The organism is Caballeronia sp. TF1N1, assembly GCF_022878925.1.
In the GTDB taxonomy this organism is placed as follows: Bacteria; Pseudomonadota; Gammaproteobacteria; order Burkholderiales; family Burkholderiaceae; genus Caballeronia.
The window spans coordinates 870,541-888,777 of the sequence record NZ_CP084626.1 but is presented as its reverse complement, the minus strand read 5'-3'; the positions used below and the strand labels follow the sequence as shown (position 1 = coordinate 888,777).

Sequence of the window (18,237 nt, the reverse complement as noted above, 5' to 3'; positions counted from 1 at the left end):
ATGTTCAAGCTCTGCGTTCGCGCGAGCTGGCAGCATCATGCTGCTCTTAGCTTGAGACACGGTGTTGCACGTTGAAAAAAACCGCGAGGCGCTTTGCGCGCTTCGCGGTTTTGCGCTGCATGGATCTTCTGTTCAACGGCTCTCGGGCACTTAACGTCCGCGCGAAGCATCCGCAGCGCCCGATCGCCCTTCTTAGACCTCAAGCCAGATCGAACAACAGCACTTCCGCGCCTTCACCGCCTTCGACCGTGACTTTCGACACATCCTCGATCTTCGCGGCATCTCCTGCTTTCAGCGCTTCGCCGTTCACCAAAACCGCGCCGCGCGCCACGTGCACGTACACGCGCCGGCCAGCGGGAACATCGAACTCCGCGCGCTCGGCGCCATCGAAAAGGCCCGCGAAGATGCGCGCGTCGGCGCCGATTTTCACCGAGCCTTCATCGCCTTGCGGCGAGGCGATCACACGCAGACGGCCGCGCTTTTCCTCATCGCCGAAACGCTTTTCTTCGTAGCCCGGTGCGTTGCCTTGTGCATCCGGAATGATCCAGATTTGCAGAAAGTGGGCCGTCTCGCTGGGCGAACCGTTGTACTCGCTATGCCGCACGCCCGTTCCCGCACTCATGCGTTGCACGTCGCCCGGGCGGATGGTCGAACCGTTGCCCATGCTGTCGCGGTGCGCCAGCGCGCCTTCCAGCACGTAGCTCACGATCTCCATATCCCTATGCCCGTGCGTCCCGAAACCCTGTCCGCCCGCGACGCGATCTTCGTTGATCACGCGCAACGCGCCGAAGTGGACGTGCTCCGGATCGTGGTAGTCGGCAAAGGAGAAGCTGTGGTACGAGTCGAGCCAGCCGTGGTTGGCGTGACCGCGTTCACTGCTGCGGCGAATCTCGAACATGATGTGTGCTCCCGTTGAATACGTTGAAATGCGATGGACAGAATGTAAGGGTGTCCACCCCGTCAAACAACGGGCACGCGGGCACTACACCGTCTCGCGCATGAGGGTAATCGGATGCCTCCGCTTCTCACCCGCGCATCTTCCGGCTTCGGGTAAAATACCGCGCTTTTCAGGCGGCCCTGTGGCCAGAGCCGGTCGGGAAAGCCCGTGAAGGCGCGTCTTTCGGCGTCCGCCAACGGCGACCGCCAATTTTGGCCACCTAGAATACGCGCACCAAAGGCGTCATCTCCCGGAGCCCGAACCCCGCGCGCGGCGCGCGTCACGTTCGCAGTTTCCGGCACGTCGGGCACCTTTACAAGGAACCACCATGTTGCAAGGCTACGGTCCGCTGATCCTCGCGGGCACCTGGCAGACCGTCAAGCTGGCGGTGTTGTCGCTCGCGTTCGCCTTCGTGATCGGGCTGATCGGCGCGGCGGCGAAGCTGTCGAAGAATCGAATCGCCTCGGGCGTCGGCACCGTCTACACGACCTTGATTCGTGGCGTGCCCGATCTCGTGCTCATGCTGCTGCTCTTCTACAGCATCCAGATCTGGCTGAATCTGCTGACGGATGCCCTCGGCTGGGATCAAATCGATATCGATCCATTCCTGGCCGGCATTCTCGTGCTCGGGTTCATCTACGGCGCGTATTTCACGGAGACGTTTCGCGGCGCGTTTCTCTCGGTGCCGCGCGGCCAGCTCGAAGCGGGCGCGGCCTACGGCATGACGCCCTGGCAGACGTTCACGCGCATCATGTTTCCGCAGATGATGCGCTTCGCCCTGCCCGGCATCGGCAATAACTGGCAGGTGATGGTCAAGGCGACGGCGCTCGTGTCGATCATCGGTCTCGCGGATGTCGTCAAGGCCTCGCAGGACGCCGGCAAGGGCACGATGCGTTTCTTCTTCTTCACGCTGCTCGCCGGCGCGATCTACTTGGCCATCACCACGATCTCCAATTTCGTGCTGATCTGGCTCGAACGGCGCTATTCCATCGGCGTGCGCAAGGCTGACCTCTGATAGAGCCTGTCGGTTAAAAAAGAACGGCGGAATCCATGATCCAAATCATCCAGGAATACTGGAAGAACTACCTCTTCACAGACGGCTACCGCATCACCGGTCTCGCGATCACGATGTGGCTGCTGGTCATCTCCATCGGCCTCGGCTTTTGTCTTTCGATACCGCTGTCGGTCGCGCGCGTCTCGAAGAACAAATTGCTCTCGCGTTCGGTGTGGCTGTATACGTACGTGTTTCGCGGCACGCCGCTCTACGTGCAGTTGCTGCTCTGCTACACGGGCCTATACAGCCTGCAGGTCGTGCGCGATCACATGCTGCTCGCCGACTTCTTCAAGAGCGGCATGAACTGCACGCTGCTCGCCTTCACGCTCAATACCTGCGCGTACACCACGGAAATCTTCGCCGGCGCGATCAAGGCGACGCCCTACGGTGAGATCGAGGCCGCGCGCGCGTATGGCATGTCGTCGTTCACGCTGTATCGGCGAGTGATCTTGCCTTCGGCGCTGCGCCGCGCGCTGCCGTACTACAGCAACGAGGTGATCCTCATGCTGCACGCGACCACCGTCGCGTTCACGGCGACCGTGCCGGACATTCTCAAGATTGCCCGCGATGTGAACTCGGCGACGTATCAGTCGTTCGAGGCGTTCGGCATTGCGGCCCTGCTCTATCTCGTCATTTCGTTCGCGCTCGTGTGGCTCTTTCGCCGCGCCGAGTATCGCTGGCTCGCGTACCTGCGGCCTCAAGGCAAATAAGTGGGCTGTTGAGCCGCAAGGACCCGTTCATGAATTCCAAGATGCACAAGCTTTTCGTCGACGACATCCACAAGCAGTACGGCAGCAATGAAGTGCTCAAAGGCGTTTCCCTCAAGGCGAATGCGGGCGATGTCATCAGCATCATCGGCTCGTCGGGTTCCGGCAAGAGCACGATGCTGCGCTGTATCAACTTCCTTGAACAGCCAAACCAAGGGCGCATTTTCGTCGATGGCGCCGAGCTGCGCACGCTGAAGGACAAGCACGGCGCGCTGAAGGTAGCCGACCAGAATCAATTGCGCGAAATGCGCTCCAAGCTGTCGATGGTGTTTCAGCACTTCAACCTGTGGTCGCACATGAACGTGCTCGAGAACGTCATGGAAGCGCCGGTGCACGTGCTCGGGCTCACGAAGAAGGAAGCGGAGGATCGCGCGCGGACTTATCTGGAGAAGGTCGGCCTCGCGCCGCGCGTGGAGAAGCAGTATCCGTCGCATTTGTCGGGCGGCCAGCAGCAGCGTGTGGCGATTGCGCGGGCGCTTGCCATGCATCCCGATGTCATGCTCTTCGACGAACCCACTTCCGCGCTCGATCCGGAACTCGTAGGCGAAGTGTTGAAGGTGATGCAGACGCTTGCCGAGGAAGGCCGCACGATGGTGGTCGTAACGCACGAAATGGCTTTCGCGCGCAATGTGTCGAATCACGTGGTGTTTCTGCATCAAGGGCGCATCGAGGAGGAAGGCCAGCCGGATATCGTGTTCGGCAGCCCGAAGAGCGAGCGGCTCAAGCAGTTTCTATCTGGCAGTCTCAAGTAAGTCCTTTCCCCTTCCCTTTCTTTCTAAAAGCGCCCGCGAGGCGCTTTTTTTTCGCCCTCGCCAAGCGGGTCATGCCTTATCGGTAAGCTTTTCTCGCGCCTAGCGCTGCCTTGAACGTCCGTCAATAGGCGTGAAACCCGACTCCAGAAAGGCCCCGCAATCGAAGCCTTATGCCACAAGGCTTCGCGGGCTATTTCCCAAGCTATGGGTAGCATTCCTACCACATGGGCATTGCATTTTTGACACAATCCTTCGCAACACGTCAAATTTCTTTGGCGGTCAAAACGTATTTTGATAAATTGCTACTCAAAGTAACAAAACGAATCGCAAAAAAAGTAGTTTTACTTCAAAAGATAAGAAAACGGAGGCAGACGCCCATCGACGGATCGGCGTCGGCATCGCGCACACGAAGCGCGACTCGCCCACGAGGATCATCGCCCTTGCGTGTCCTTCCTCCAAAAACGATTTCCGGTTGGATGCGCTCGCATCGAACCACACGGCAGCACTTGGGTTCCATTTATTGACAGGGTTGGAGGAGATGATGAAGAAAGCTTTGCTCGCGGCAGCAGCACTGCTGACGTTCAGCGCGGTGGCTCAGGCTCAAAGCAGCGTGACGCTGTATGGTCGCCTGGACGCAGGGCTTGAATATATGAACGGCGTGCCGACAGGCACAGGTCCCGGAGGCCAGGCCACCGGTTCCACCCACCGTTTCCGCGCGGAAAGCGGCGACTGGGGCACGAGCTTGTGGGGTATGAAGGGCGTCGAAGATCTGGGTGGCGGCTATCGCGCCGTGTTCCAGTTGGAAGGCAGCTTCAACACCATGACGGGTCAGGGCCCGGGCAACAACGGCATCTTCAATCGCTGGGCAACCGTCGGCGTCGCCAACAACCAGTTCGGTACGCTCTTGCTGGGCCGCGAACTGTTCATCGCGAACGGCGTGTGGGACTTCGATCCGTTCGGCCAGTCGAACTGGTCATCGGCATCGCTGGTGCGTGGTCGTAACTGGCCGCAATCGAGCAACAACATTTCGTACCAGTCGCCGAAGTTCGCGGGCTTTGACTTCTACGGTCAGTACGCGCTGTCGAACGCGACGAACTTCAACGGTAACGGCACGACGCCGCAAGGCCGCGAAGGTGGCGCTTACATCACCTACACGACGCCTCTGTTTCAGATTCGCGGTATGTACGATGAAATCCGCAACCCAGGCAACGGTCTGCTCGGCGGTGCGTACAACGCGGTCAACGGCGGCGCGGCAAACGCGGATCAGAGCAACGGCAACGGCGTCTACGCTTACTCGCGCGAGTACACGGCGATGTTCAACGTGTTCCTCGGTCAGTTCAAGATCCAGGGCGCTTACCAGGCTATCCGCTCGTCCGGCATGACGGGTCAGTTGCCCGGCCAGCCGACCACGCTCGACCACGAATGGGGTGGCGTGACGTGGCAAGCCACGCCGGCCGCAGCCCTTATCGCGGCGGTGTATCACGTGAACGGCAACAACGGCGCCGGCAACGCGAACATCTACACGATCGGCGGCTCGTACAACCTGTCCAAGCGCACCTTGCTGGATATCCAGGTGGCAACGGCGCAAAACAGCAAGGCCGCGAACTACGGTCTGAACGCCAACAACTACGGCACGGGAACGGCAACGGACAATCCGCTGCCGGGACACAGCCAGACTGGCGTGTATGCAGGCATCCAGCACTCGTTCTAAGCAACGAGGCTGAACAAAGAAAAAAGCTTCATCGAGTTTTCACGCTGCTGCGAGAGGCGCGTATCGGTGCGGTGCCCGAAAGGGTATCGCACCGTTTTTTATTGGGGCGATGAATGCGTTTGGCTCCGCGACATTAAGTATCAGATTGACAAACAAAACGACAAAAAGCTGGATTCGAAAAAAGTAGTTCTCCTTCAAAATTCAAACGTCTGACGATTGATCTTCATGCAACAGGTGAGGATCGGTTGCTCGGTTCTGTAGTTTGAATTCAAAAAGGAGTGTTGGGGGATGATGAAGAAGTCTTTGATCGCGGCTGCCGCCTTGTTGTCGTTTAGCGCCGTGAGTTTCGCGCAGAGCAGTGTCACGCTGTTTGGCCGTCTGGACGCGGGCCTCGAATATATGAATGGCGTGCAAAACGCCGCCGGCACGGGATCGGCCAATCGCTTCAGGGCCGAAAGCGGCGACTGGGGCACGAGCCTGTGGGGCATGAAGGGCGCAGAGGATCTCGGCGGCGGCAATCGCGCCGTGTTCCATCTGGAAGGCAGCTTCAACACCATGAACGGGTCGGGTTCGACCGCCGGCATCTTCAATCGCTGGGCGACGATCGGTGTCGAGAACGATCGATACGGCACCTTCCTGCTCGGCCGCGAACTGTTCATCTCGAACAGCGTGTGGGACTTCGATCCGTTCGGCCAGTCGAACTGGTCGTCGGCATCGTTGGTGCGCAGTCGCAACTGGCCGCAATCGAGCAACAACGTTTCGTATCAGTCGCCGAAGATCGCGGGGTTCGACTTTTACGGCCAGTACGCGCTGTCGAACGCCACTAGCTGGAACGGCAACGGTTCGACGAAGCAGGGACGTGAGGCCGGTGCCGCGATCACCTATACGGCCCCGCTCTTCCAGATTCGCGGTCTGTACGATGAAATCCGCAATCCGGCTAACGGCACGCTTGGCGGAAGTTACGCGGACAGCAACGGCGTCTACTCCTACTCGCGCGAGTACACGGCGATGGTCAACGTGTTCCTCGGCCAGTTCAAGATTCAGGGCGCGTATCAGGCAATCCGTTCGTCGGGCATGACGGGCCAGTTGCCCGGTCAGCCGACCACGCTCGATCACGAATGGGGCGGTGTGACGTGGCAAGCCACGCCAGCCGCGGCGTTGATCGCGGCGGTGTATCACGTGAACGGCAACAACGGTGCGGGCAATGCGACCATGTATTCGCTGGGCGGCTCGTATAGCTTGTCCAAACGCACGTTGCTCGATCTGCAAGTGGCCACCGTGCGCAACAGTAAGACAGCGAACTACGGCTTGAATGCCAACGACTTCGGGTCGTCGCCTGGAACGGACAACCCGCTGCCCGGGCGCAGTCAAACTGGCGTGTATGCGGGAATTCAGCACTCGTTCTGAGTGAAAAGCTAAGATGCGGTGCCGTAAAAAAGCATCGCATCGTCCTGAAAAGGCGAGCTAGCCTTGCATCGTCTTGTATGTGAGAAAGCGACTCCGCGCGCACTCTCAAAAAGAGCGCCGTACGGCTTCGAGCGCTTCGGCTAGCCTCGCGACGCTTTTGAAAATGGAGTTCGCAGCGTCAAGCCGACAAAGCCGCATACGAAAAAGCGCCTCCATGAAAAACACCCCAAAGGCTGGATCGATGTCCAACTTTTGGGGTGCAGTTCATTCTTCGGCGCCTTTTTTCAATCGAACAAGACGCACCCTACTCCCGCGCCGCGCCCGATGCCCCGTGGCTCAACCAATCCAGCACGGCCGCCGCATCGTCATCACTCGATTCACGCGCCTTCGCCACCGTCTCGCTCAGTGTCGCGCCCGGTTGCGGCGCGGCACGGCGAATAGCCACGCCGACAGCGAGAATATCGATGATCACGAGGTGCAGAATGCGCGAGATCATCGAGAGTTGCGACTCGCGTATCTCGATGTGATCCGTCTCCAGCGCCACCGTCGCGCGCTTGGCGAGCGGCGTGTTGCTCGACGTGATCGCAATGACCGTCGCGCCTTGCTGCATCGCCACTTCCAGCACGCGCAGCAGTTCGGGCGCGCGGCCCGATTTCGACACGGCCACGATCACATCGCCCTTGCCGAGCAATGCAGCCGACGCCGCCTGCATGTACAGATCGCCATAAGCGATAGTCGGGATGCCGAAACGGAAAAACTTGTAGTGCGCGTCCTGCGCGACGATATTCGAATTGCCGAGCCCGTAGAACTCGATACGCCGCGCGCCGTTCAGAATCTCGATTGCGCGCTCCACGTTCTCGAAGTTCAGATGCTCGCGCAGCTGCAAAATGGCCGACACGGTGTTGTCGAGCACCTTCGCGCCGAAATCGGTGGCGGTGTCGCCGAGATGCACCTGGCTGTGGCTCATCGGAATGGTGCCAGTCAGCCCGGTCGCAAGCTTGAGCTTGAAATCCGACAGCCCCTGGCAGCCGAGCGAGCGGCAAAAACGAATCACCGTGGGCTGGCTCACGTCCGCCTTGCGCGCGATATCGATGATCGGATCGCTGATGATCGAACGCGGATGGTTCAGCGCGAGATCCGCCACGCGCCGCTCGGCCGGCGTGAGCGCGTCGCGCATCTGGCGAATGCGCTCGAACACTGCCGACGAACCGCTATTCGCACGGTTCGACAACTGCTCGGACAAAATAGCCGAGACGCCGAGAAACGCCGGATATTCCGCCGTGATGATGTAAGTCGGAATGCTCGACAGATACTGCGAGAAACGCCCTTTCGACTCGAAGCGCGCGCGAAACGGCGACTTGTGAAAGAGTTCGCCGAGTTTGAGCACCACGCCGCCGCCAATATAGATGCCGCCGAGCGCGCCCAACGTCACCGCGATATTGCCCGAGAACGTGCCGAGAATGCTGCAAAAGCAGTTGACCGCTTCGAGCGCGAGCGCTTCGCCGGCATGCGCGCGATTCGTGACTTCGGCGCTCGTGAAATCTTCGGCGACATCTATCTCATCGCGCTCCGCGAACGCGCGGTAAATCAGCTCCAGCCCCGGCCCCGCCGACACGCGCTCGAACGAGACATGCGCAAACTTGCGGCGCGCATAGCGCATGACGAGGTCTTCGTTCTCGTCGAACGGAGAAAACGTGGCGTGACCGCCTTCGCTGCCGAGCGCGATCCAGCGGTCATCGGCGGGAATGAGGCCCGACACGCCCAAGCCCGTGCCCGGCCCGAGCAGACCGATCACGCTGTTTTGCCGGCGCGAACCGCCGCCGACCTGTTCGCGCTGCGCATCGGTGAGACCGGGCAGCGCCATGGCCAGCGCGGTGAAATCGTTCACGACGAGCAAGGTATCGAAACCGAGCGCGCGGCGCGTCGCTTCGATCGAAAAGCTCCAGTCGTGATTGGTCATCTTCACGTGATCGCCGTCGACCGGATTGGCGATCGCAATCGCCGCGTGATTCACGCGTGCGACTTTCGTGTCCTTCAGATACTGCTGCATTACTTCCGCGATGCCTGGGTAATCCGCGCCCGGATACACGCGAATTTGCCCGATCTCGCCGGGGCCCGTCTCCAGCGCGAAGCGCGCGTTGGTGCCGCCGATGTCGGCGAGCAATCTCGGTCCGTCGGCGTGCTGGTTCGCGGCGGGCGCGGCCTTGCTATGCACACCAGTAGACATCGAGCTTCACTCCTTCTGCGTTGGCCAGGGTCGAGATGGCGTTCTTTTGCGGCGCGGCAAGCGCCGCGTTCAAGACGTCGAGTTTTTTCTGGCCGGAGATGAAGAGATACAACTGCTTCACCTGCTTGAGCGCGGACATCGACAGGCTCACGCGCGCGTGCGGCGCCTTGCCCGGATGCACCGCGACGAAGCGGTCCTGCGTCGAAATGGCGAAGTCCCATTCGGGCGCGTCGGCGAAGATGGATGCCGTGTGGCCGTCCTCGCCCATGCCGAGCACGACGACATCGGGCAGATGGCGGCGCGGGTCGGCGTTGAGTTCGGCGACATGCGCTTCGAGCGGCTTCGAGACATCCACGAGCGGCAGAAAATACGCCGCCGCCGCCGCGTTCTGCAGCACCGTTTCGTGCGCGAAGCGCGAATTGCTGTCGGGATCGGTGTCGGGCACCCAGCGGTCGTCGACGAGCGTCACGTCGATATGCGCCCAGTCGAGCGGCTCGTGCGAAAGCGCCGCGAGAAACGGGCGCGGGCTCGAACCGCCGGAAACGGCGAGCGTTGCGTGAGGGGTTTGCGTGGCCGCGGTTGCCGCGAGCGTTGCCTTCAGCGCGTCGCTGACGGCGTTCGCCAGCGCGTCCGAATGGGCGCGCGGTTCGTCGAAAGTGCGAAGCTCGATCACTGCTCCTCCTGCTTGTCTGGTTTGTCGACCCGCTCTTTTTCGATGCCCCGAGCGGTTGCTTATAGCTTGCTTATGTTGTTTCGCGCTGCCGCCAGGCGACCGCGCGACGCCATCAATTCTCTTCTTCGAGCCAGCACGTGCCATGTTGCGCCAGCATCGCGCTCGATGCCGCCGGTCCCCACGTGCCAGCCGCGTAAGGCTTTGGCTTGCTCATCGGCTGGGCCCACGCGTTCAGGATCGGTTCGACCCAGCGCCACGCCGCTTCCTGCTCGTCGCGCCGCACGAAGAGCGCGAGGCGACCGTGGATCACATCGAGCAAAAGACGCTGATACGCCTCCATCTGCCCTTCCTTGAAGAACTGATCGAAGGCGAGGTCGAGGTGAACGCTCGCGAGATTCATGCCTTCGCCGGGCTGCTTGGCAAGGCAATATAGTCTGATGGTTTCGTTCGGTTGCAAGCGGATGACGAGACGGTTCGCGCCCGCGCGTAAGGCGTTCGTGCCGAGCGCCGAATGCGGCACCGCGCGAAAGTTGACGACGATTTCCGCGACGCGGTCCGCGAGCCGCTTGCCCGTGCGCAGGAAGAACGGCACGCCTGCCCAGCGCCAGTTTTCAATTTCAACTTTCAGCGCGACGAAGGTCTCCGTCGTGCTGTCCGGGCGCACACCCTTTTCCGTTGCATACGCCGGCACGGCAGCACCGCGTATCACGCCCGCGTGATACTGACCGCGCACCGCGACGCGGCTGATGTCGCGTTCATCCACGGGCTTGAGTGCGCGCAGCACACGCAGCTTTTCGTCGCGCACGGAGTCGGAATCCATCGAGTGCGGCGGTTCCATCGTCACGATGGAAAGCAGTTGCAGCAAGTGGTTCTGCACCATGTCGCGCAGAGCGCCGGTGTTGTCGTAGAAGTCGCCGCGCGCCTCCACGCCCAGTTCTTCCGCAATGGTGATCTGAATGCTTTCGACCCATTCGCGCCGCCACAGCGGCTCGAAGAGCGCATTGCCGAAGCGCAGCGCGAGCAGATTCTGCACCGGTTCCTTGCCGAGGTAATGGTCGATCCGGTAGATCTGCTCTTCCTGGAAGATTTCGCCGACGGCGTCGTTGATTGCGTTCGACGACTCGAGGTCGTAGCCAAGCGGCTTTTCGAGCACGATGCGCGCGTTCTGGTTCAGGCCGACGTCCGCGAGCGCGCGGCAGATCGGCACGAACAGCGACGGTCCGGTGGCCAGATAAAAGACGCGCGTGCCTTCGTACTGGGCCATGACATCGCGCAATACGACGAAGTCTTCCGCGCGCCCGAGGTCGAGCTGCACGTATTGAATGCGCTCGAGAAAACTGCGCCACGCGGCTTCGTCCAAACCGTTCTTCGATACATGCGGCTTCACGTGCTCTTCGACCCAGGCGAGATATTCGCCCGGTTCCTGCGCGCCGCGCGCCACCGCGACGATTCTGCCGGCGGGCGCAAGCATGTTCGCGCGATGCGCCTCGAAGAGCGCGGGGAGAATCTTGCGCATCGACAAGTCGCCGGTCCCGCCGAAGAGAACGAAAGTGAAATTCGAGTCGCTTTGCATGAGTCTCCAGGCCGGTTCACTGATGTCGGTGAGGAAGCGCACGAAGGCGCCCGTAGTCCGATAAAATTTTTTTTGACACTGAATTGTAGTTTAACTACAATTCAAATCAAGAGGAAATGTCATCCGGGAAAAAAATGGCTTGTCAATCAGAAGATGAGTGTTTTCCCTAGGGCGTCTCTGAGCGCATGTTAACGGACTCCGCGCATCGCTGCTTTCAATGGCCCGAGCGCGTTTTGTCTGTCAGCAAAAATCAAAAGAGGAGACTGTCGTTGCGATTCAACCCACTCGTCTCTTGAGAGCCGTGCGGCCGTCAATCGGTACCGCCGGCTTTCGCGCGTCCTCGTTCACCGCTGCACGCGCGTTCTTCTGCGACACCGCCGATTCCCCGGTCATCCACGTTTTGCCCGTTTTTCCAACCGCGCTTCCTGGCGACATCAGGAGCCAATCGTTTCTTGTTAGGTGTCTGGAGGAGATAAACAATGAAAGTCCGTAAGCTCATGGGCGCGCTGTGCGCCGCAGGTCTTCTGTGCGGCGCGACGGCGTCGGCGGTTCAAGCTGCCGAAGCGGTTTCCGTGCTGCACTGGTGGACGTCGGGCGGCGAATCCAAGGCAGTCGGCGTGCTCAAGGACGACATGACGAAGCAGGGTTACACCTGGAAGGACTTCGCCGTCGCAGGTGGCGCGGGCGCTGCCGCGATGACCGCGCTCAAGACCCAGGTGATCTCGGGCAACGCACCGTCGGCGGCACAGATCAAGGGTCCGTTGATCCAGGAATGGTCGGAGCAAGGCGTGCTCGTGCCGATCGATTCCATTGCCGGCGACTGGAAGAAGAACCTGCCGCCTGAAATCGACAAGATCATCCACGCAGACGGCCACTATGTCGCCGCTCCCTTCTCGGTGCATCGCGTGAACTGGCTCTACATCAACAAGGCTGCGCTGGACAAGGCGGGCGGCAAGGTGCCGACCACCTGGGCCGAGTTCTTCCAGGTCGCCGACAAGATGAAGGCCGCGGGCATCATGCCGATCGCCATGGGCGGTCAGCCGTGGCAAGACCTGACCTTGTGGGAAGACGTCGTGCTGTCGCAAGGCTCGGACTTCTACAAGAAGGCCATCGTCGATCTGGATCAGAAGACGCTGACCTCGGACAAGATGGTTCAGGTGTTCGACACCGTGCGCAAGATTCAGGGTTACTTCGATAACGGCCGCACCGGCCGCGACTGGAACCTCGCCACGGCCATGGTCATCAACGGCAAGGCGGGCATGCAGTTCATGGGCGACTGGGCGAAGGGCGAATTCGCCGGCGCCAACAAGAAGTCGGGTACGGACTACATCTGCGCCGCGGTGCCAGGCACGGAGAAGGCCTACACCTTCAACGTCGACTCGTTCGTGTTCTTCCAGCAGAAGGGCCAGAAGGCCGCGACGCCGGGCCAGCTCGCGCTCGCGAAGACCATCATGACGCCGGAGTTCCAGGAGCAGTTCAGCCTGAACAAGGGTTCCATTCCGGTTCGTCTCGGCGTGAACATGGACAAGTTCGACGACTGCGCGAAGAAGTCGTACTCGGATGAACAAGCGGCGATCAAGGGTGGCGGCTACGTGCCGTCGCTGGCTCACGGCATGGCTCAGGGCGATGCCACCGCCGGCGCCATCACCGACGTCGTCACGAAGTTCATGAACTCGTCGCAAGACTCGAAGAGCGCGGTGCAAGCGCTTTCGAACGCAGCGAAGACGAAGTAAGCAAGCCGTAACGGCGGCCCGTGGCGCACCTGCGCGCGGGCCGCTTCAAGCATTCGAACGCGCTCAAACGCCATACGAAGCAAAGCCATTGGCTCACGCGCACAAACAAGCGTATCCAAACGCCGGCGCATTACCAGGAGTCGAGTTGTGACTGCCTCCCTAAGCGGTACCGCGGAAAAACGTCCGCATCAGCCTCGCCGCGCGTCCGCGACGGCGGCGCTTGCCGATCGATGGATTCCGAAGCTGGTGCTTGCTCCCAGCATCTTGATCGCGCTGATTTTCGTGTACGGGTTCATCCTCATCACGGGCTATCTGTCGCTCACGAATTCGCGGCTCATGCCGCGCTACGAGTTCTCCGGCCTCGACCGATACCGGCAACTCTTCGACAACGACGTCTGGTGGACGTCCGCCGCCAATCTCGGCTGGTTCGGCATTCCGTTCATCGCAATCTGCGTCGGACTCGGTCTCTTTCTGGCCATCCTGCTCGACCAGAGAATCCGCAACGAAGGCGCGCTGCGCGCGATCTTTCTCTATCCGATGGCGCTCTCGTTCATCGTGACGGGCACGGCGTGGCAGTGGATTTTGAACCCGAGCCTCGGCATCGAGAAAGTGCTGCACGACTGGGGCTGGACGAGCTTTTCGTTCGACTGGCTCGGCAATCCGGACAAGGCGATCTTTTGCGTCGTGATCGCGGCGGTGTGGCAGTCGAGCGGCTTCGTGATGGCGCTTTTCCTCGCCGGCCTGCGCGGCGTGGACAGCGAAATCTTCAAGGCAGCGCAGATGGACGGCGCGGGCTTGCCGACCATCTACCGCAAGATCGTGATTCCGAGCATGCGCCCGGTGTTCTTCTCCGTGCTGCTGATTCTCTGCCACATCACCATCAAGACGTTCGACCTGGTCGTCGCGTTGACGGCGGGCGGTCCTGGCACGTCGTCGTCGCTGCCCGCCATCTTCATGTACACGTTCTCGTTCAATCGCGGCCAACTCGGCGTAGGCGCCGCTTCGTCGATGATGATGCTCGCCACCGTCGTCGCCGTGCTCGTGCCGCTCATGTATCTGGAATCGAGGAGCACCCGCAATGCAGCCTAAGATGACGATCAGCCGCACCGTCATTTATGCGGTGCTGATTCTGTTTGCGCTTTACTTCCTGTTCCCGATCTACGTCATGCTCTCGACGTCTTTCAAGGACCTCGATCAGCTTCGTACCGGCAACCTGCTCACGCCGCCCACGCACTTCACCTTCGCGCCGTGGGTCAAGGCGTGGCAGGAAGCCTGTACCGGCGTGCGTTGCGACGGCATGCAGCCGTTCTTCATGAACTCGGTGCGCATGGTGATTCCGGCCGTGCTGCTCTCGTCGATCATCGGCGCGTTCAACGGTTATGTGCTCACGCACTGGCGTTTCCGTGGCGCGGATGCGTTCTTCACCATGCTGCTCGTGGGCTGCTTCATCCCGTTCCAGGCCATTCTTCTGCCGATGGCGCGGCTGCAAGGCATGCTCGGCCTCTCGAACACGACCTCGGGCCTCGTGCTCGTGCACGTGATCTACGGCATTGCGTTCACGACCATGTTCTTCCGCAACTTCTACGTCAGCATTCCGGCTGAACTCGTGAAGGCGGCGCGCATCGACGGCGCGGGTTTCTTCACCATCTTCACGAAGATCCTGCTGCCGGTGTCGTTGCCCATTTTCATGGTGTGCCTGATCTGGCAATTCACGCAGATTTGGAACGACTTCCTGTTCGGCATCGTGTTTTCGGGCGTCGATTCGATGCCGATCACGGTGGCGCTCAACAACCTCGTGAACACATCCACGGGCGTGAAGGAATACAACGTCGACATGGCGGGCGCGATCATCGCGGCATTGCCGACGATTCTCGTCTACATGATCGCGGGACGCTATTTCGTGCGCGGCCTGACAGCCGGCGCGGTGAAGGGTTGATCGCCATTTTCGCGATCCCTTTCCGGCCAAGACAAACATAGAGGATTCACATGGCAAGCCTTTCCATCCGTGACGTGTACAAGACCTACCCGAACGGGGTGCCGGTTCTCAAGGGCGTCAACATCGACATCGAGGACGGACAGTTCCTGATTCTCGTCGGCGGCTCGGGTTGCGGCAAATCGACCCTGCTCAACATGATCGCGGGTCTCGAAACCGTGACGCGCGGCGACATCATGATCGACGGCAAGACGGTCAACAATCTATCGCCGAAGGACCGCGACATCGCGATGGTGTTCCAGTCCTACGCGCTCTACCCTTCCATGAGCGTGCGCGAGAACATCTCGTTCGGCCTCAATATCCGCAAGGTGCCGAAGGACGAGCAGAAGAAGATCGTCGACCGCGTGTCGGAAACGCTGCAGATCGGTCATCTGCTCGACCGCAAGCCCGGTCAGTTGTCGGGCGGTCAGCGTCAGCGCGTGGCAATGGGCCGTGCGCTCGCACGCGATCCCGTCATGTTCCTGTTCGACGAGCCGCTGTCCAACCTCGACGCGAAGCTGCGTATCGAGATGCGCTCGGAGATCAAGCTGCTGCATCAGCGTCTGGGCACGACCATCGTCTACGTCACGCACGATCAGATCGAAGCGATGACGCTCGGCGACCGTATCGCGGTGATGAAGGACGGCATCGTGCAGCAGTTCGGCGCGCCGCAGGAAATCTACGACTCGCCCTCGAACCTGTTCGTCGCGGGCTTTATCGGCGCTCCTCCGATGAACTTCATCACCGGCAAACTGGTGGAAGCGGGTTCGGGCGTCGGCCTGCAGATCGACACGGGCGTGACGAAGAAGGTGCTGAACCTGCCGTTCGAAGCGAGCCGTCTGCGCGGCAAGGTTGGCCAGGACGTGATTCTTGGGCTGCGCCCGGAGCGTATCACCGACGCGCGTAACGCCCACAACGCGGACGACGCGCGCATGCAGCCCATCGACGTGCTGGTGGACGTGATCGAGCCGACCGGTCCGGACACGCTGCTCTTCGCGCAAGTGAACGGCAAGCGTATCGTGGCGCGCGTGCACCCGGCATCGAACCCGCAACCGGCTTCGAACATGACTTTGCTGTTCGATGTGTCGAAGGCTGTGTTGTTCGACCCGCAGACGGAAGACCGGCTGGCCTGAGTTTCAGGCTTCGTCTTCGTTCGTGGAGAGCCGCGCGACATGCGCGGCTTTTTTGTTTTTGCTGATTTTCAGCCCGATTTCCATGGGCGATGCCAGAAGCAGGCACAATCGGCATATGAAAACCTCTCTGCACCGTACATGAGTCTGCTTTCGTCGCAACCCGCTCTCGCCTGGCCTTCGGGTCAGCAATCCGATCCGTTCATCGGCCTCGAATCGCTCGACGATCCCAAGGTGCAAATCTGGGTCGATGCCCAGAACCGCCGCACCGAAGCCGCATTCGGCAACACGCCCGAGGCGCGCGCCCTCGCCTCGCAGCTCGAAAAGTCGTACACCTCGAAGGACCGCATCGTCACATGCTCGCGCTATGGCGAGTGGGGCTACAACACGTGGCAGGACGAAGCGCATCCGCTTGGCATCGTGCGGCGCACGCCGTGGAGCGCGTGGCTCGCGGGCACGCCCGAGTGGCAGATCATCCTCGACGTCGACGCGCTCGATCTCAATACCGACGAAACCGACGACACGCGCTGGGCGCTCGCCGACTTCGACATGCTCTACCCGACTTACGATCGCGCGCTCGTCAGCTTGTCGCCCGGCGGCTCGGACGCGTGCATGGTCCGCGAGTTCGATATCGAAGCACGCAGCTTTATCGACGATGGCTTCGTGCTGCCGGATGTCGGCAAGCACGACATTTCGTGGATCGATCGCGATACCTGCTACGTCGGCTGGGACGACAGCAAGCACAACAAGAAACCCGCGTTGACGACATCGGGTTTTCCGCGCCAGGCGCGTCGCTGGAAGCGCGGCACGCCGCTCGCGGATGCACCCGTGGTGTTCGAGGGCCAGCGTCGCGATGTCTCGGCGGGCGCGGATTACGATCCGCTCGAAAAGCTGCATCTCGCCTCGCGCGCGGTCACGTTCTACGACACGCTGCACTTCTGGCTCGATGAAACCGCCAACGCGTGGCGTCAATACGATCTGCCGACGCACGTCGAAGTCGAGCACTGGAACGGCTGGCTGTTCGTCACGCCGCGCGAAGTGTGGAAGACGGGCGGCGTGCGTCACGAAGGCGGGACCTTGCTCGTCATCCGCCGTGACGCGTTTCTCGAAGGCGCGCGCGATTTCACGGTGCTGTTCAAGCCATCGGACAGGCGCGTGCTTGCGGGCATCGACTTCACGAAGCATTGGCTGATCGCAAGCCAAATGGACGACGGCACGCCGCGCGTCACGCTCCTCGCGCCGCCCGCCGATCACAAGACGGCGTGGAACGCGCGCGATTTCGCGCTGCCCGAAGCGAGCCAGTCTTACGTCGATTCCATCGACAGCGAACGCGACGACACGGTGCTCATTCACGTCGAGCATTTTCTGATGCCGCCGTCGCTCTACTTCGCGGATCTTGCGAGCGACTCGCCCTGGCAACTGCTCGCACGTTTGCCCGCGCAGTTCGACGCGAGCGGCATGTCGGCGGTGCGTCATCACGCGATCGCGAAAGATGGCGAGCGCATTCCGTACTGGCTGATCGGTCGTGGCGCGGATGTGTCGACCGATGCGCGGCCTTGCCTGCTCTACGGCTATGGCGGCTTCGAAGTCGCGCTCGATCCGCATTACGATTCGACCACTGGCATTGCGTGGCTCGCGCGCGGCGGGCTGTTGGCCATCGCGAACATTCGCGGCGGCGGCGAGTTCGGGCCGCAATGGCATCAGGCGGCGCTGCGCGAAAAGCGGCAAGTCTCGTTCGACGACTTCATCGCGGTGGCTAAAGCGCTGATCGCGAGCGGCGTGACCACGGCCAGGCAGCTCGGCATTCGCGGCGGCAGTAACGGCGGTTTGCTCACCGGCGCGTGCATGGTGCAGCGGCCCGAGCTTTTCGGCGCGGTGCTGTCGGAAGTGCCGCTGCTCGACATGGGGCGTTTTCATTTGCTGCTGCAAGGCGCATCGTGGATCGACGAATACGGCGATCCCGACGATGCCGACGACCTGCGTCATCTGCTGGCGTATTCGCCGTATCAGAACGTGAAGGCGGATGTCGATTATCCGGCGTCGTTGTTTACGTCATCGACGGCGGACGACCGCGTGCATCCCGGTCACGCGCGCAAGATGGCCGCGAAGATGCAGGCGCAAGGGCACGAAAACGTCTGGTATCAGGAAACCGGCGAAGGCGGACACGGCGCGGGCGTGGAGCCGGAAGCCGTGGCGCAGGCGGAAGCGGCGGCATTTACGTTCCTGGCGGTGAAGCTTGGGCCGCTCGGGTGATAAGTCGAACCGTTGACGCGCGAACGAAGTCCGAAAACCTCGCCAGGC

14 protein-coding genes are annotated in these 18,237 nt (G+C 61.2%); 10 read left to right on the top strand and 4 right to left on the bottom strand.

Going from position 1 to position 18,237, the window contains the following annotated elements; genetic code table 11:
* Positions 1 to 199: 199 nt before the first annotated feature.
* Positions 200 to 898 carry a pirin family protein gene (locus tag LDZ28_RS04085; RefSeq protein WP_244827438.1) on the bottom strand — a complete coding sequence of 233 codons (699 nt, stop codon included), beginning with the start codon at positions 896 to 898 and terminating at the stop codon, positions 200 to 202.
* Between the two features lie 367 nt (positions 899 to 1,265).
* Between LDZ28_RS04085 and LDZ28_RS04080 the strand changes: the two genes are divergently transcribed.
* From LDZ28_RS04080 to LDZ28_RS04060, 5 genes are all read left to right on the top strand, one after another.
* Positions 1,266 to 1,952, top strand: coding sequence for an ABC transporter permease (locus LDZ28_RS04080; RefSeq protein WP_244827437.1), 687 nt, complete (start codon positions 1,266 to 1,268; stop codon positions 1,950 to 1,952).
* Between the two features lie 35 nt (positions 1,953 to 1,987).
* On the top strand, positions 1,988 to 2,701 hold the full coding sequence (locus LDZ28_RS04075; RefSeq protein ID WP_244827436.1) for an ABC transporter permease: 714 nt from the start codon (positions 1,988 to 1,990) through the stop codon (positions 2,699 to 2,701).
* Positions 2,702 to 2,730: 29 nt separating this feature from the next.
* Positions 2,731 to 3,510, top strand: coding sequence for an ABC transporter ATP-binding protein (locus LDZ28_RS04070; protein ID WP_284503036.1), 780 nt, complete (start codon positions 2,731 to 2,733; stop codon positions 3,508 to 3,510).
* A gap of 541 nt (positions 3,511 to 4,051) precedes the next feature.
* Complete coding sequence (locus LDZ28_RS04065; RefSeq protein WP_244827992.1) at positions 4,052 to 5,221, top strand: porin; 1,170 nt, start codon at positions 4,052 to 4,054, stop codon at positions 5,219 to 5,221.
* 291 nt (positions 5,222 to 5,512) lie between these two features.
* Positions 5,513 to 6,628, top strand: coding sequence for a porin (locus LDZ28_RS04060; protein ID WP_244827991.1), 1,116 nt, complete (start codon positions 5,513 to 5,515; stop codon positions 6,626 to 6,628).
* A gap of 304 nt (positions 6,629 to 6,932) precedes the next feature.
* Here LDZ28_RS04060 and LDZ28_RS04055 read toward each other — a convergent pair whose 3' ends face one another.
* From LDZ28_RS04055 to zwf, 3 genes are all read right to left on the bottom strand, one after another.
* A complete protein-coding gene (locus tag LDZ28_RS04055) occupies positions 6,933 to 8,855 on the bottom strand; it encodes a bifunctional transcriptional regulator/glucokinase (RefSeq protein WP_244827435.1) in 1,923 nt (640 codons plus the stop codon).
* Positions 8,836 to 9,528, bottom strand: a complete 693-nt coding sequence (gene pgl / locus LDZ28_RS04050) for a 6-phosphogluconolactonase (RefSeq protein ID WP_244827434.1) — start codon at positions 9,526 to 9,528, stop codon at positions 8,836 to 8,838. Before pgl ends, LDZ28_RS04055 begins: the two co-directional genes overlap by 20 nt.
* Before the next feature lie 112 nt (positions 9,529 to 9,640).
* Complete coding sequence (zwf, locus tag LDZ28_RS04045) at positions 9,641 to 11,101, bottom strand: glucose-6-phosphate dehydrogenase (protein ID WP_244827433.1); 1,461 nt, start codon at positions 11,099 to 11,101, stop codon at positions 9,641 to 9,643.
* A 479-nt stretch (positions 11,102 to 11,580) separates the two neighbouring features.
* Between zwf and LDZ28_RS04040 the strand changes: the two genes are divergently transcribed.
* From LDZ28_RS04040 to LDZ28_RS04020, 5 genes are all read left to right on the top strand, one after another.
* Positions 11,581 to 12,834 (top strand): ABC transporter substrate-binding protein, encoded by a 1,254-nt coding sequence (locus tag LDZ28_RS04040; RefSeq protein WP_244827432.1) that lies wholly within the window; start codon positions 11,581 to 11,583, stop codon positions 12,832 to 12,834.
* A gap of 147 nt (positions 12,835 to 12,981) precedes the next feature.
* Positions 12,982 to 13,923 (top strand): carbohydrate ABC transporter permease, encoded by a 942-nt coding sequence (locus tag LDZ28_RS04035; protein WP_370652092.1) that lies wholly within the window; start codon positions 12,982 to 12,984, stop codon positions 13,921 to 13,923.
* Complete coding sequence (locus tag LDZ28_RS04030; protein WP_244827431.1) at positions 13,913 to 14,770, top strand: carbohydrate ABC transporter permease; 858 nt, start codon at positions 13,913 to 13,915, stop codon at positions 14,768 to 14,770. The genes LDZ28_RS04035 and LDZ28_RS04030 overlap by 11 nt, the downstream gene beginning before the upstream one ends.
* Before the next feature lie 50 nt (positions 14,771 to 14,820).
* Positions 14,821 to 15,939 carry an ABC transporter ATP-binding protein gene (locus LDZ28_RS04025; RefSeq protein WP_244827430.1) on the top strand — a complete coding sequence of 373 codons (1,119 nt, stop codon included), beginning with the start codon at positions 14,821 to 14,823 and terminating at the stop codon, positions 15,937 to 15,939.
* A gap of 138 nt (positions 15,940 to 16,077) precedes the next feature.
* A complete protein-coding gene (locus LDZ28_RS04020) occupies positions 16,078 to 18,189 on the top strand; it encodes a prolyl oligopeptidase family protein (protein ID WP_244827429.1) in 2,112 nt (703 codons plus the stop codon).
* Positions 18,190 to 18,237 lie beyond the last annotated feature (48 nt).